The organism is Nostoc sp. UIC 10630 (assembly GCF_010747425.1).
In the GTDB taxonomy this organism is placed as follows: domain Bacteria; phylum Cyanobacteriota; class Cyanobacteriia; order Cyanobacteriales; family Nostocaceae; genus Nostoc.
Window position 1 is genome coordinate 1 of record NZ_JAAGOG010000087.1, and the last position, 14947, is coordinate 14947.

16 protein-coding genes are annotated in these 14947 nt (G+C 42.9%); 4 read left to right on the forward strand and 12 right to left on the reverse strand.

The genetic code is table 11. The annotated features are described in order from the left end of the window. Nucleotides 1-100 precede the first annotated feature (100 nt). Complete coding sequence (gene speA, locus G1O98_RS19870; protein ID WP_012412497.1) at nt 101-2119, reverse strand: biosynthetic arginine decarboxylase; 2019 nt, start codon at nt 2117-2119, stop codon at nt 101-103. A 238-nt stretch (nt 2120-2357) separates the two neighbouring features. On the opposite strand from speA, the gene ndk reads away from it, so the two are divergent. Then, nucleotides 2358-2807, forward strand: a complete 450-nt coding sequence (gene ndk / locus G1O98_RS19875; protein WP_012412496.1) for a nucleoside-diphosphate kinase — start codon at nt 2358-2360, stop codon at nt 2805-2807. 111 nt (nt 2808-2918) lie between these two features. On the opposite strand, the gene G1O98_RS19880 is transcribed toward ndk, so the two are convergent. The 3 genes from G1O98_RS19880 to G1O98_RS19890 form a co-directional block, all read right to left on the reverse strand. Continuing rightward, entirely contained in the window at nt 2919-4088 is a 1170-nt protein-coding gene (locus tag G1O98_RS19880; RefSeq protein ID WP_163930880.1) for an NDP-sugar synthase, read from the reverse strand. 231 nt (nt 4089-4319) lie between these two features. Beyond that, nucleotides 4320-5150: a ScpA family protein gene (locus G1O98_RS19885; RefSeq protein ID WP_163930882.1), complete on the reverse strand. Its 831-nt coding sequence runs from the start codon at nt 5148-5150 to the stop codon at nt 4320-4322. 279 nt (nt 5151-5429) lie between these two features. Continuing rightward, nucleotides 5430-6515, reverse strand: a complete 1086-nt coding sequence (locus G1O98_RS19890; protein ID WP_163930884.1) for an AI-2E family transporter — start codon at nt 6513-6515, stop codon at nt 5430-5432. 127 nt (nt 6516-6642) lie between these two features. Here G1O98_RS19890 and pdxH point away from each other — a divergent pair, with 127 nt between their 5' ends. Continuing rightward, complete coding sequence (gene pdxH, locus G1O98_RS19895) at nt 6643-7287, forward strand: pyridoxamine 5'-phosphate oxidase (RefSeq protein WP_163930886.1); 645 nt, start codon at nt 6643-6645, stop codon at nt 7285-7287. 63 nt (nt 7288-7350) lie between these two features. On the opposite strand, the gene G1O98_RS19900 is transcribed toward pdxH, so the two are convergent. Further along, nucleotides 7351-7968 (reverse strand): FMN-dependent NADH-azoreductase, encoded by a 618-nt coding sequence (locus G1O98_RS19900; protein ID WP_163930887.1) that lies wholly within the window; start codon nt 7966-7968, stop codon nt 7351-7353. A 150-nt stretch (nt 7969-8118) separates the two neighbouring features. On the opposite strand from G1O98_RS19900, the gene G1O98_RS19905 reads away from it, so the two are divergent. Next, nucleotides 8119-8472 (forward strand): helix-turn-helix domain-containing protein, encoded by a 354-nt coding sequence (locus G1O98_RS19905; RefSeq protein WP_012412503.1) that lies wholly within the window; start codon nt 8119-8121, stop codon nt 8470-8472. Between the two features lie 76 nt (nt 8473-8548). Here the strand turns inward: G1O98_RS19905 and G1O98_RS19910 are convergent, their stop codons facing one another. The 4 genes from G1O98_RS19910 to G1O98_RS19925 form a co-directional block, all read right to left on the reverse strand. Beyond that, a complete protein-coding gene (locus tag G1O98_RS19910) occupies nt 8549-9433 on the reverse strand; it encodes a DUF3153 domain-containing protein (protein ID WP_163930890.1) in 885 nt (294 codons plus the stop codon). A gap of 26 nt (nt 9434-9459) precedes the next feature. Then, nucleotides 9460-10002 carry a tetratricopeptide repeat protein gene (locus G1O98_RS19915; protein ID WP_163930892.1) on the reverse strand — a complete coding sequence of 181 codons (543 nt, stop codon included), beginning with the start codon at nt 10000-10002 and terminating at the stop codon, nt 9460-9462. Nucleotides 10003-10343: 341 nt separating this feature from the next. Then, a complete protein-coding gene (gene argB / locus G1O98_RS19920; protein ID WP_163930894.1) occupies nt 10344-11240 on the reverse strand; it encodes an acetylglutamate kinase in 897 nt (298 codons plus the stop codon). A gap of 101 nt (nt 11241-11341) precedes the next feature. Next, nucleotides 11342-11704: a pentapeptide repeat-containing protein gene (locus G1O98_RS19925; protein WP_163930896.1), complete on the reverse strand. Its 363-nt coding sequence runs from the start codon at nt 11702-11704 to the stop codon at nt 11342-11344. Nucleotides 11705-11872: 168 nt separating this feature from the next. Here G1O98_RS19925 and G1O98_RS19930 point away from each other — a divergent pair, with 168 nt between their 5' ends. Next, nucleotides 11873-12475, forward strand: a complete 603-nt coding sequence (locus tag G1O98_RS19930) for a Uma2 family endonuclease (RefSeq protein WP_163930898.1) — start codon at nt 11873-11875, stop codon at nt 12473-12475. Nucleotides 12476-12486: 11 nt separating this feature from the next. Here G1O98_RS19930 and G1O98_RS19935 read toward each other — a convergent pair whose 3' ends face one another. From G1O98_RS19935 to G1O98_RS19945, 3 genes are all read right to left on the reverse strand, one after another. After that, nucleotides 12487-13032 (reverse strand): shikimate kinase, encoded by a 546-nt coding sequence (locus G1O98_RS19935; RefSeq protein WP_163930900.1) that lies wholly within the window; start codon nt 13030-13032, stop codon nt 12487-12489. Nucleotides 13033-13393: 361 nt separating this feature from the next. Beyond that, complete coding sequence (locus G1O98_RS19940; protein ID WP_163930902.1) at nt 13394-14416, reverse strand: isopenicillin N synthase family oxygenase; 1023 nt, start codon at nt 14414-14416, stop codon at nt 13394-13396. 2 nt (nt 14417-14418) lie between these two features. Next, complete coding sequence (locus G1O98_RS19945) at nt 14419-14940, reverse strand: 2'-5' RNA ligase family protein (RefSeq protein WP_163930904.1); 522 nt, start codon at nt 14938-14940, stop codon at nt 14419-14421. Nucleotides 14941-14947 lie beyond the last annotated feature (7 nt).

A 14947-nucleotide genomic window follows, 5' to 3' on the forward strand; every position in this document is an offset into this window, starting at 1 on the left:
GGGGAAGCAGGGGAAGCAGGGGAAGAAGAACTATTTATTGATTCTTGAGCTATACCCAATTCCCAATTCCCAATGCCCAATGCCCAATGCCCATTCCTAACTAACTATTCAGATACGTGTATCTTCTGAGACTCTGCTCGTAGGTTTGCAGTAATCGCTGAGATTCTGCTAGGGTGATGCGCTTTTCTTCTAATGCTTTCTCACAACGCTGGCGAATGTTTTCCACCATATCTTCGGAGTCATATTGAACGTAGCTTACTACTTCGCTCATGGTGTCACCTTTGACAACGTGTTCAATCTGGTAGCCTTTGGGCGTTAATTGGATGTGAACAGCATTAGTATCGCCAAATAGGTTGTGCAAATTGCCCATGATTTCTTGGTAAGCTCCATTCAAGAACATCCCTAAATAATAGGGTTCTCCGGGCTTGTAGGTGTGTAGTTCTAAAACTGATTTGACATCGCGCAGGTCAATAAAGCGGTCTATTTTGCCATCACTATCGCAGGTTAGGTCTGCTAAAATTCCTCGCCGGATTGGTTCTTCATCCAAACGGTGGATTGGCATGATGGGGAATAGCTGGTCGATCGCCCAGCAATCTGGTGCTGATTGAAACACTGACATATTAACGTAGTAGATGGAAGCCATGATTTTCTCAAGGTCTTCTAGTTCATCTGGTACGTATTCTTGCTGCCTAGTGATGTTAAGAATTTTCTGACAACAAGCCCAGTATAGCCGTTCGGCTTTGGCTCGTTCTCTGAGGCGTAAAATTCCTAAGTTGAAGCGACTGATGGCCTCTTCTTTGAATTGTGCCGCATCGTGATACAACTCTTGGTAATTCTCTTGGTTGATAGATTGGTAGCTTTCCCAAAGATAATTAATGATTGGGGATTCTCCCTCTTGTGGAGGTTCTGGTGAATCGAGAGGGACATCGCTAGTACTGAGAACGTCGAAAATCAGCACGGACTGATGGGAAGCGATCGCACGTCCACTTTCGCTAATCAGTGTTGGTACGGTAATTTGGCGCTCTGCACAGGTATCTTTTAACTCTGCCACGATGTCGTTGGCATAGTTCTGCATATTGTAATTTTTCGACGCATAGAAGTTGGTTTGGGAGCCATCATAATCTACGCCCAAGCCGCCACCGACATCAAGGTATTTCATATCCGCCCCCAGCATAGCCAATTCCACATAAATGCGGCTGGCTTCTTGGATGGCATCTTTAATTACATTAATGGCAGAGATTTGTGAGCCGATGTGGAAGTGCATCAACTGCAAAGAATCGAGCAGGTTAGCTTCCCGTAACTTGTCAACAGCCTCAATGACTTCAGGCATTGTCAAACCAAATTTAGCGCGATCGCCACTGGAGGCTCCCCAACGTCCCATACCTTGGGTACTGAGTTTAGCACGAACACCCAAAATCGGTTTAATACCTAACTGGCGATTGGCATCAATCACCAAATCAACCTCTTCAATCTGTTCTAAGACAATGATTGGTGTTTGCCCTAATCTTTGGGCTAACATGGCCGTTTCGATGTATTCTCGGTCTTTGTAGCCGTTGCAAACTAACAACGCTCCTGGTGTATCTAAGACAGCCAGGGCAATCATTAATTCTGGTTTGGAACCAGCTTCTAAGCCAAATTGATGAGGCTTGCCAAACTTAACTAAATCTTCAATCAAATGCCGCTCTTGGTTGCATTTGACAGGAAACACACCCCGGTATACGCCAGGGTAGTTGTAGCGGGCGATCGCTTTGGCAAAACAAGCATTCAACCGTTCAATCCGGTCTTCCAAAATATCGGAAAAGCGAATCAACATCGGAAGTCCCAAGTTGCGCTGTTTCATGGAGTTAACCAATTCAAACAAGTCTAAGGAACCACCGCGATCGCCTTTGGGTGAAACGGTGACGTGACCAGCAGCGCTAATGGAAAAATAGGGTTGTCCCCAACCTTCAATACGGTATAATTCTTCGCTATCCTCAATTTTCCAGGAGCGAGGTAAACTTCCTGTGGTAGTACTAGGTGGTAAAAGTTTCTTTTGCTTATGATTTTTCACTTCAGATTTTTGTCCATTGGACGGTACTGGTACCACCTCGTCAGATGTAGCAGTTGACTCAACACCCATTTCTTCCTAACCTCTGTTTTTCGCCCACGACTTAACAATTTAACGCATTCATTTGGGAACGTATATGTACCCAAAGATAATTTCTAAGATAAACTCTGATTGGTCAAGAGTCATTGGTCATTGGTCATTGGTCATTGGTCATTGGTCATTGGTCATTAGTCACTAGTCAAGAGTGCAAAACCCTTAGACAAATGACAAATGACAAGATAAAAACTTTATTAAGCTTTGGGAGATCGCAATGGAACGTACATTCTTAGCAATTAAGCCTGACGGAGTACAACGGGGATTAGTGGGGGAAATTATCCGTCGCTTTGAAACTAAAGGTTTTACCCTAGTTGGTTTAAAGTTCCTGAAAGTCAGTAAAGAACTAGCTGAACAACACTATGGTGTTCACCGGGAACGTCCCTTTTTTGGTAGTCTAGTCGAATTTATCACTTCTAGCCCAGTGGTAGCGATGGTATGGGAAGGTGATGGTGTCGTTGCATCTGCCAGAAAGATTATTGGTGCTACAAACCCCTTAACATCTGAACCGGGAACAATTCGCGGTGATTTTGGCATAAATATTGGTCGTAACTTGATCCACGGTTCTGATGCTCCAGAAACCGCACAACAGGAAATAGCCCTATGGTTTAAAGATGAAGAATTAGTCAATTGGCAACCACACATAACACCTTGGTTGCACGAGTAAAACATTAGGGGCTGGGGATTGGGGATTGGGAATTGGGAATTGAGGATGGCTCAAGAATCAATCAATAGTGCTTTTTTCCTGCCCCCTTGCTTCTTCCCCATTCCCCATTCCCTAATTCGCGTTTGTCCCCAGCAATTCCTCTATCGCTTGCCGCTCAACAGGGGTATGAGATGGTGGTATCTGGCGAGCATCGGTAATTAGCCAGTCTAAAGCAGCCGCTTGGACATCTATAGCGGCCCCAGTTTTATCTACACAATAACGTCCAAACACTAGCTTATCGACTAACCTGACTCCTGGCCCCAGGCGCGACCATTCAAAAATCACGCTATTTTCCACTGTTGCGCCACTACATATCCAACAATTGGGGCCAATCATCGCTGGGCCGACAATTTTCGCTCCGTCTTCTATTCTTGTCATCCCGCCGATGTAAACTGGGCCTGTGATATCCACTTTGTCCCAATTCACGGCGACATTTAAGCCAGTATAAATACCAGGGGCGACTTCATGACCGGGGATTTGCACATTTTTGATTTCACCCAGCAGTACACCGCGAATCGCCCGCCAATAGTCTGGAACTTTACCAATATCTACCCATTCAAAGTCCATAGGGATGGCATAGAAGGGGGCTTTGATTTCCACTAATTTGGGGAACAATTGGCTACCAATGTCATATTCCACATCAGATGGAATATAGTTAAAAACCTCTGGTTCAAAGATGTAAATACCTGTGTTGATGTTGGTGCTGAGGGCTTCTTCAGTTGAAGGTTTTTCTTGGAAAGCTTTAACACGCCCCTCTTCATCAGTGACTACCACACCGTAGCTCGAAACTTCTTCCTGGGGAACAGATTTTGTAATAATAGTAGCGATCGCCCCTTTAGCTCTATGCCATTTAACCGCCTCAGTTAAATCTAGGTCAATCAAAGCATCACCGCACAACACCACAAAGGTATCATCAAAAAACGGTGAGAAGTCTTGAATGCGGCGCATCCCTCCAGCAGAACCGATTGCTTCCCCTACCAGTTTACCGTCATCATCAATTTTGCCTTCAAAGGAATAGGCAATCTGCACCCCAAACCGTTGACCATCACGGAAATAGTTTTCTATTTCTTCAGCCAAATGACTGACATTGACCATAATTTGGTCAAATCCATGTTGGCGTAACAGTTCCAGCAAGAATTCCATCACTGGCTTTTGCAGGATGGGAATCATTGGTTTAGGAATTGTATAGGTAATCGGACGCACGCGAGTACCCTTGCCAGCCGCGAGAATCATCGCTTTCATAAAAATTTATTCCTCAACCACAAGCCAGTTTACTTTCATCGAGTGATACTTAATCATCAGTTTTTATTTCTGCTCTAAGTTATCCCCAAAACAGGGATAACAGGAATTTAGTGGTTATTACAACCATCTATATACTTAGATGACAAGCGATCGCTTATCTTTTCAATTTACTCGGATTTTGAGACTGAATCAAAAATCTGTAAATTATCTGTAGGGCTACTTTTAGCTTTTTTAGTTCATCGACTGCTCAAAAGGTTTACTGGTCTTAGCTGAATCTGTAATTAGCCGAATTTTAATCTCATTGTAAAACTCCTCTTGAAATAGCTCTACTTTCGATTGAGCCGAAAGTAGTAGTAGCGCCCAGAAAACGCTAACTAAATGACTGTGTTTAGACTCATGTCCAGACCCATTTTGGTTGAAAAGCTTTGTCTGAGTCCACAATTCTACAAGTTGTTCTAAATTCAACCAATTTTGTTCTGAATTTAGCTCTCTGGCCGATAAATTCAAGACTTGTTCGAGTTCTCCAGCTACTTCTGTCAGATTTTCTTGGTGAGCTAACTCCAGTGCCTCCCGCATACTTTGGACGCTAGGCAAACGTCTGGGACGAATCGGTTTGCTGACTTTTTCTACTAGTTTTAGCTGGTTTGCCATAATCTGCAATTGCTTGATTAACTCTTGCAGAGTCACCCGACGCTTCGGTGGTGGCATTGCCGATGGACGGCGACGCAATTGCCGTTCTAATGGTAGACGATGACCATGATGTGATATTCCGTCTTCATCTTCCAGCATCGCATCATCTAATACACCATCCTGGATATCACCTACTGTTGACAATTGCATCAATGTATTGGCTTTGAATAATACCAGCATTGATGCTGATAAGAATGCCTGTCCAGATTGAGACAAATCCGCTTCATAGCCTCTTCCTATTGACTCCGGTGCCATCAGTTCTAAGTAACGGTCAATCACCTCAATTACTTGGACATCCCAAGGGTCAATTTCTCCCTGTTCAGCTTGGTAAATCAGGAGTGTGATTGTTTCTAATAGCTCGGAAGCTTCCATCAACGGGTTCTAAGTTAATTAATTAAGAATCGAAAGACTGTAAATTCAACAGTAAATTCATTGAATCTTGGCAAAGCGTGTACTTAATAGATTCGCTTGTGCTTCTTTTAATCAGGAATTGCCTGCTGCCAGTATCCTCTGAAATTTGTAATCAATCACCATTGTGAATTGTGAGATCGGAATGTGCAACTTTTGATATTGAGAATTGGGAATTGGGCATTGGTTAAAAATTGTTCTTCCCCTGCTTCCCCTGCCCCCTGCCCTCCTGTCCCTCCCCTCTCAATCTTGAGGTGGGTCATGAGCAATGGTGACAGTTGAGACAAAATCACTCGGTTTGCCGCTCTTGATCGCATCGAAAGTGCCTTTAATAGTACCAGCAATGGGAACAGCAACAAGCGTTCCTAACAGCCCAGCAATCTCAAATCCCATCAAAATAGCTACAAAAATCCAAATGGGATTCAGTCCGATAAAGTTGCCGAGTAACCTGGGAGCTAACAAGTTATCTTTAAGCTGTTGCATAAGAATTGCCGCGATTGCAACTTGAACCGCTAACCACCAATTTTGCAGTAGTACTAAAATCGTCACTAGACCAATGCCAAGAGATGCCCCAATAAAGGGAATGAGTTCTGAAATCCCAATTAATATGGCAAACAACAGGGCAAAGGGTACCTTCATGACTAAGAAAATTGGTGTCAGGGTTAGCATCATGAATAGCCCTAGCAACAACTGACTAAGGAAGAAGTTCTGGAAATTTAGGCGTAAGGATGCGGTAAGAGGCTCTCCAATATTAGAAGGCAAAAGATTGACCAGACCATACCAGACGCGATCGCCATATAAAAGCATATAAAATGCCAGCACAATGACTAACACTACGTCAAATAAGCCTGATAATAGTGTCCCAGCAAATCCCACTGCCCCAGAAGCTAGCTGTTGCACCAGATTCTGAATGTTGGCATTGATTTGACTGGTTACAACTCTTAGATCAATCGGCAAACGTCTTTGTTTTGCCAGCATCTCAAATTGCTCTAAGTTTGCTTGACTAGCGCCTAACCAATCAGGGATCTTATTTAACAGTTGGATTGTTTGGTCAATGATCAACGGGACTAAGGTGACACCTAGAATTCCAAACAGGGTTAATGTTGCAAGTAAAACTATGATTACTGCCTGAGTGCGCGTAATTCGGGCACGTTCAAAGAACTTAACCGGGTAATTTAGTAGAAAAGCTAAAATTGCCCCAATGCTCAAGACGGTAATGGGATGCTGGAAGTATCGAAAAAGCACGGACAGTAGCCAGACATTAAGAGCGATAATTGGACCACTCAGACCATAAATTAACAGGCGTTGAAGGGAGGCCGAACGGCGCATTTTATGCAACCTATTTTAAGATATTCCTGAAAGAATTTGTAAAATTCTTGATGGCACTGATTATCATCATAGATATTTTTAACAAAGATATGTATAAGTGTATCTGATAGCAAGGAAGTAAATCAAAATGGACAAAACCGTAGCTGACCTTCGCAAAGACTACACCTTGGAAGGTTTGAGTGAACTTGAGGTAGACCTCAATCCTTTTATCCAATTTAAAAAATGGTTCGATCAGGCTTTAGCAGGTCAACTCCCCGAACCCAATGCGATGACTCTTGCTACCGTCACACCCGACGGTAAGCCCTCAGCCAGAATGGTGCTATTGAAGGATTTCGATGAACGGGGCTTTGCTTTCTTCACCAACTACAATAGCCGCAAAGGACAAGAACTGGCAGAAAATCCTCTGGCGGCTTTAGTCTTTTGGTGGGCAGAACTGGAACGTCAAGTTCGGATTTGTGGGTATGTAGAGAAAGTTTCTGAAACTGAATCCGATCAGTATTTTGATACTCGCCCTCCTAACAGTCGCCTGGGTGCGTGGGTATCTAATCAAAGCGAGGTGATAGAAAGTCGAGAAGTTTTAGAGCGACGTATGCAGGAGTTTTATAGCAAATATGAAAATCAAGAGATCCCCCGACCGCCTCATTGGGGAGGCTTACGAGTGATCCCTACAGAAATTGAGTTTTGGCAAGGACGCTCTAGTCGCTTACACGATCGCTTGCTCTATAGCCGTTTAGATAATGGCACTTGGAAAATTGAGCGTTTATCACCGTGAAGAAGAGGCAGGAGGCAGGGGAAGAACAATTTTTAACCAATGCCCAATTCCCAATTCCATACATTACCACTGAGCGATCGCGTCTTGAATTGCTGCCCGTGCTTCTGATAGAGATTGGGTACGGGCATCACCCTCATTCAGCCTGTTAGCATTAATAAATTGAATATCTGTAAGCCCAATAAAGCCGAAAATCGCCCGCAGGTATGGTTCTTGGAAGTCATAAGCAGCGAAAGGAGATGTCCCGCTAAAGTCACCGCCGCGAGCTGTAATGATAATCGCCTTTTTACCCTCGACTAAGCCTCTAAAGCCTTGAGCTTCTACAGCAAAAGTCCGGTTAGCACGAACAATTTGGTCGATGTAAGCCTTAAAAGTGGAAGGGATATTCAGGTTATACATTGGCACTCCAAAGACGTAGCGATCGGCTGCCAAAAACTCATCAATCAATTCGTCAGAAATCCTGATTGCCTCAGTTAATTCTGGGGTATGGGTTTCTGGTGGTGAAAATGCTGCCGCAATCCAAGCTTCATCAACGTGAGGAACTGGGTGACGGCCTAAATCTCTATAGGCGATCGCATCTTCAGGATGTGCTGCCCTCCAAGCACTGACGAATTCTTTAGATAGTTCTCGTGAGTGCGATCGTTCAGCACGGGGGCTGGAATCAATATGTAGAATGTTTACCACCAAATATCTCCTGATTAGCTAGGATTTACTGCTTTGATTTTTTTTTGAGTCTAAATTTCAAAGCATTACATCAGATACTAAAAGTAACTAGTTACTAAAGTAAAGTAGTTACCATAAAGTAACTATTGGAAAATTTTGGCGAACTTATCGATGTCTGTCTCTAAAAATTCTGATGCTTGCCCAATCAGCATTCTGATGTCTTTACTATCAGGCCCTTGGACAATGTATATACTGTGGGTGTTGTGTAATAGTGGACCTACTCGCTTTGTTGCATTGAAGCACTTAGTCGAGGGCATCTCTACCAAGGTTTTAACAGAAAGACTGAGGATGCTTGAGGCAGCAGAGATTATTTATCGCCAATATGAACCAACTGTTCCACCCCAAGTAACTTACGGTCTGACAGAACGGGGTCAGGAACTCATTGAAATCCTTCATCAACTCAATGTACTTGCTGAACGCTGGTATGGCAGTGAACAACGGGAACAGGGAATGGGGAATGGGTAATAGAGAGACAAGGGGAATAACCAATGCCCAATTCCCAATTCCCAATTCCCAATTCTCTTAACAGATAAGTAGTCTACTATTCCTGGGTAGCTGCTGCTTTGGGAAGCAACTGAGTTCTGGGATCTGGCATGAAATTGTATCTTAAGTACAATCCTCCCCAGACAAATAGGATAATTAACAATGCACCAATACCAAGGGGACTAGGAAGCCAGAAAACCGCTTCTATGTGGTTGAGTTGACCAGGCTGGAGTTTCCACACTAGTTGATTGCCATTTTTTTCTGGCTCAATGGCAGTTTCAGTTAGTTGAATGTTTTTGGCTCCCCAAGGAGTTTTCAAGCTAAATTCCAAGTCGAGAATTGAACCAGCATTAGCGAGAACATTACCTTTGCTGGCAATTAGAGCAAGCGATCGCAAATCCAAATCATAAATCAACCGATTTCGGACTAAAAGTAAAAAATAATTCTGCTCCAACAGGACGTTTGATTCAATCTTTGGCAGTTCTGAGTCAGATTTGCTCTGCACAGCCTCAGAGGATTGATTTGTACGGGAATTAAAAAATTCGTTGAACTTCTCTTGCAATTCGCTACCACTACTAAAAGGAATTGTAACGATGATTTCTTCTTGGGAAACTCGCTGCGTTTTACCTTCTAGTTGACGGGCGCGGCGTTCTATGCTATTCAACCATTCGTATACAGAATCGCCACTAAAGCTGGTTAGCCGCTCTCCCAACTTAATATGCTGTACGAATTCACCACTATTTGAATTATCAAAGTTAAGCCCTACATCGTATTTAACACAGCCAGTCAGTAACAGGGATGTTAATAGCACTAGCCACAATATAGGATTTTGCATAGGAAAGACGCGGTTCATTCGATTTCGACCATTCAGTGTCAATACAAAACTAAATGGTCTGATTAACCACAACAAAATCTTTCCGAAAATTGAAGAAGTTGAAACCATAAATCTCCCCAAAAGTCAACATAGTATCAGCCAGGGGTTCCTGAAAAATTCAACCAAACCAAGTACGAGATGGTTAAACCAATGGCAATTAGCGCCACCCAGATAAAGCGATTATCTCTGGTATTGACCTGACTGAGGTCAACAAATTCTGGTTCTGTGGGTTTTGGCTTCTGTGGCACAGAAGATTTAGTGGGTTTAGCAGCTACAGAAATTTTGAGTTCATTATCGGGTAGTGTGCCCAAATCGGGGATTTGGGTCATCCATTCACTAGGTCTTTTCAGCTTTGGTGCTTTTAAGATGTAAACCATCTGTCGCGCTTGTTTGCTGATTTCAATATAGGGATGGCGTTTGAGTCTTTCGCAAAGAGCGATCGCCTCATCCGTGCGTCCAGCCGCCTCATAAGCTGTCACCAGACAAATTTCTACTTCACCCCCAAAGCGAGAATTACGAGCTAATAGGGCGCTGGCTTTTTCTAAATTTTCTACAGCTTCACGGTATCGCCCATTTTCAAAGGCAATTTTCCCAGTCTGGTAGAAGGTTTTAGCAATTTCTAAACTTTCTGCACTCACGTCTTATACAAAAATTAGCACTGTTTTAATTTTGCCAACACCAGCAATCTTTTTGGAATCTTTTCAAAGGCTGACAATCTGAAGTGGATAAATTTCTAAAATTTTAACTAAGTAGCTGCGACTATTTTCTGATTAAAAACTCTGGTATCAAATGCAGGTGAGCAAAATATAGAGAGGCAGGGGGCAGCAGGCAGGGGAAGAATTCGTAACTCCTAACTCTTCACGGGCTAAACCTTAGCTATCCGCTAACAGCACGGGCTAAACCTTAGCTATCCGCTAACGGAACTGTGTTTTGCCCAATCCCCAATCCCCAATCTCCCATCCCCCATGCCTCATAAGCATCAAAAGGTAAATTGCGAACCCAAAATCATTGTCCCAATTCCAACATCAGTAAAGATTTCTAGTAACAGGGCGTGGGGAATGCGACCATCAATGATGTGCGCTGCACGGACTCCTTGAGCAAGCGATCGCACACAACAATTAACTTTGGGAATCATCCCACCGGTAACTATCCCATTGACAATTAACTCGCGGGCTTCGCGGATATCTACTTTCGGAATCAAGGTAGATTGGTCTTTGTAATCTTTTAAAATTCCACTGGTGTCGGTCAGTAAAATTAACTTTTCTGCTCCTAGTGCCGCAGCGATTTCCCCGGCTACAGTATCAGCGTTAATATTATAAGCTTGCCCTGTTTCGTCTGCGGCGACGCTAGAGACTACCGGAATATAGCCATTGCTAGCGAGGGTTTCCAAAATCTTGATGTTAACATTGCTGACTTCCCCGACAAAACCGATGCCTTCTTGACCTTGGGGACGGGCTGTAAATAGATTACCGTCTTTACCGCAAAGTCCTACAGCCAATCCACCAGCTTGGTTAATTAGGGCGACGATTTCTTTGTTAACTCGACCAACTAAAACCATTTCCACCACATCCATTGTGGCAGCATCAGTGACTCGCAGACCATTCTTAAATTGTGGTTCGATTCCCAGCTTATCTAACCAACTGTTAATTTCTGGGCCACCGCCGTGTACTACTATTGGACGCAAGCCCACGCAGGATAAGAATACAATATCGCGGATAACTTTGTCTTTGAGTGTGCTATCTTTCATCGCTGCGCCGCCATATTTGACAACAACAGTGCGACCGGCGAATTGTTGAATATAAGGTAGTGCTTCACTGAGTACACGCACACGAGTGGCTTCAGTTTGTCTGATGTATTCAGAATCGTTGTCCGTCATGAGGAGCCTAACAGAGAGAGTTAAAACCTATTTCAGTCAGTGTAGAAGACTTTGTAACTCCTCACAATCTCGGCTGCCAAAGTTGAGTATGTTTGTACTGATCATTCATAGCTGTTTGGTTCAGTTACGAGTTCACCATCTGGCATAACCGTATTGTAAAAATAAGCCCCATACTTTTCCGCACCGCGCCAGTTAACTTCCAATAAGTTAGCATTTTCAAGATTAACGCCTTCCATATGAGTAACTCTCAAATCAGCACCACGTAAATCAGCACCGCTCAGATTAGCGTCTCTTAAATCAGTACCCCATAACTTAGTTTTACAGAGGATCGCCCCACTCAAATCAGCACCACTGAGATTAATGCCAGACAAATCAACTTCGCTTAGGACTGCACCACTGAGATCGACTCCTGAAAAATCCTTTTCCCCAGTATCTAAACGACTGAAAAACTCTTCAATATCCATTGAATTCTTTGGTGACAGAGGAGTAAAATTTCAAGCTTTAGAGTCAATCCCATAAATACGACGGATGAGACAGGTTAACTATTCCCAGATTACCCGACACAACAAGCAAGCGATCGCTCCTTCAAACCTCTAGAATTGAAATCATTCGGCTGAAGCTAGGGAATGAAAATGACCACGCTGCTAATCCAAACTGAAAGCATACCCCTAACGGTAAATTTCCCCTCCCTTGTGCAGATGACAAATGAGCAGTTCTACGAATTCTGCCAAGCCAATGGAGATTTGCGAATCGAGCGCACTGCTAATGGGGAAGTCATCATTATGCCACCAGCTTTTTCAGATACGGGCAACCGTAACTTTAACATTGCTGCACAGCTTGGGTATTGGACAGAACAAGATGGCACTGGCATAGGCTTTGACTCCAGTACAGGGTTTACGCTACCTAATGGAGCGATGCGTTCCCCTGATGCTTCTTGGATTAAATTGGAGCGCTGGAATGCTTTAACAGAAGCACAAAAAGCTTCTTTTGCACCAATTTGTCCTGATTTTGTAATTGAACTACGTTCCTCTAGCGATCGCCTGATCAAATTACAAGAGAAAATGCAGGAGTACATCGATAACGGTACATCACTAGGCTGGTTAATAGATCGGCAGAATCGAAAAGTCTACATTTACCGTCCTAATCGAGAAGTTGAGATTTTGGAAAATCCCGAAGCAGTTAGTGGTAATCCAGAATTACGCGAGTTTATCCTACGGATGACCAAAATTTGGTAATTAGAGTCTTGTTAATGAGAAGCTTGTGGCTTGAGAACGTTAGGAATTACCTCAATTATTCTGTTGGCAATGTCTTCAGGCGTATCTCCCTCTTGGACGGTGATGTGCAAATCGGCTTGAGAGTAAAGTGGTGTTCGTTGTTCGAGGAGCGATCGCAATTTACCCTTAAGGTCAGTATCTTGCAAGAGTGGTCTGGTGGTATCTTCAGCTAAACGCCTATAAATGAGTTCAACTGGCACATCTAGCCACACTATCAAACCGTGGTGCAAGTAACCCCAGTTTTCTCGCCGTAATACAATGCCCCCGCCGGTTGCTATAGTCAATTTTGTAAAAGCACAAACTTGCGAAAGCACGTCACTTTCTATTTGGCGAAACCCTGCTTCACCTTCTTCGGCAAATAACTCATTGATAGATTTATCTGTTGCTTTGGCAATGACACCATCAAGATCCAAAAACCCATAACCTAGATGCTTTGCTAGTAAGGGGCCTACTGTCGTCTTACCAACGCCCATCATGCCAATTAAGTACAGGTTAACTCCTTGTAATAAACTGTCCACCAGTCGCTTCGCTCCAATTATGAGTTGTCACTGTTCGTCCTTGGCATCTCCCCTTGGGATAAGATTTGAGCTAGGACTTCCTTAGATCAAACTTTCTCTCTGAGTCACAGTTTTCAATTATAAACCCATTGACTCATACATTTTTTCTTCTCTCCCCAGTATTACCAGCAATTTTGGGGTTTCAATATAGAACGTAAGGTATTGCAAAAAGTAGAAATAGCTAGTTTTAATCCCTAATAGAGATTTTGATGAATTGCAATACTAAGCAAAAAAAGACGTGAAATAATCTACCAACCAAGGCGTTTCAATCCCTAATAGGGATTTTGATGAATTGCAATGCCGCCTTCAATTTCTTAAAACCCTATAATACTGTTCGCCGCAATTCTGGAAAAACCTTAGACACCTTATTCAACACATAATCACCATAAGTTCCGCGAAAATCATGAATGTTAGCGTTATCCCAGCGATCGCTTATATTATCATTCGCCACTATATTATCTAATTCAATCGGCTTCACTTCTACATCGAAATTGGGATCGAAAAAGAAGGGGAACGAAAGGCGGTGATTTTGGGACTGGTTTTGTACACGATGAGGCGTAGAACAATAGAAACCTCCCGTCATCTTGTCTAGCATATCGCCGATGTTACAGACAAAAGAACCTGGAACGGGAGGCGCAGCAACCCAACCTGATTTGGATTTAACTTGTAATCCGCCTGAGTCGTCCTGTTTGAGAATAGTTAAAACCCCATAATCAGTATGTTCGCCAACACCCCATATCGGATTACCATCTGACGGTGATAAATTAGGAGGATAGTTAAAGATGCGAAACAACACTAGAGGATCTGAAGTATAACGATCAGCAAAGTAAGATTCTTCTAATCCCAAACTTATGGCTATACCAGTCATAAGAGTATGCCCCAAGTTTGTCATCGCCTCCATATATTCAAGTACTGTTTCGCCAAATTGGGGAATGTTGGCGGGGAAGAGGTTTGAACCATGCATAGGAGTACCAGCTTGCACTAGTGGGTGTTCGTCTGGCAGTTCAGCGCCAAAGTAAATACCTTCTTTCAAGTCAGGTTTACCGGATGTCAGTTCGCCACCAACGGGAAAATAGCCTCGCCATGCAATACCAGCTAAAGCCATACGAATTTTAAGTTTAGTTTCCAAATCCTGGGCGAAAAACTGGCGGCTGAGTTCTTCGAGCCTCTGCTGCAAATTTTCGTCTACACCATGTCCGATAATATAGAAAAATCCCGATTCTCGACACGCTTGCCGAATCTGAGATGCGGCGGAATAGAGATTTCCTTTTCCAGAAACTAAGGCGCTAATATCAATAATCGGGAGGGATGAAAACTCTTTCTCCACAACTTGCAAGTTCTTCATGTTCAACTTGGCAATATATGCAATATATATTCTTGGTTCCAGACTATTTGCCTATTCACATCAGTAATCTTCAACAGATTTAGTTTTTCCACCATACAACAATAATCTAAATCTAACTGTTGTGCTTCTTCTAAAGCCTGTAAGTATTGAACCCGATTTTTAGAAAATACTCCTAGCATTAGATGTGGAACAAAGGCTGTATTCTCTCTGTAATATTCAGCTAATATACCCGTATATAAATCATTGTGTAATTTTATCGCATTTTCTTTTCCTTCTTGAACCGTAAGGAACAGATATTCATCCCATGATTTTTGAAATCCCTGTAGATGAATAGGAAATTTTTTCCATGCACTCAGGATATTTTTAATATGAAGAGTAAGATGATCTTCACAGATAGCTCCGATTAGAGGAAAGACTAGGGTGATATGCGGTTCAATTAAATAAAACTGTGGGTCATATTTTTGCCTAATTTTATTAGTTTGCTGTGTGTTGATATTTGGATAATATACGAGTGCATAAGGCATACTTATT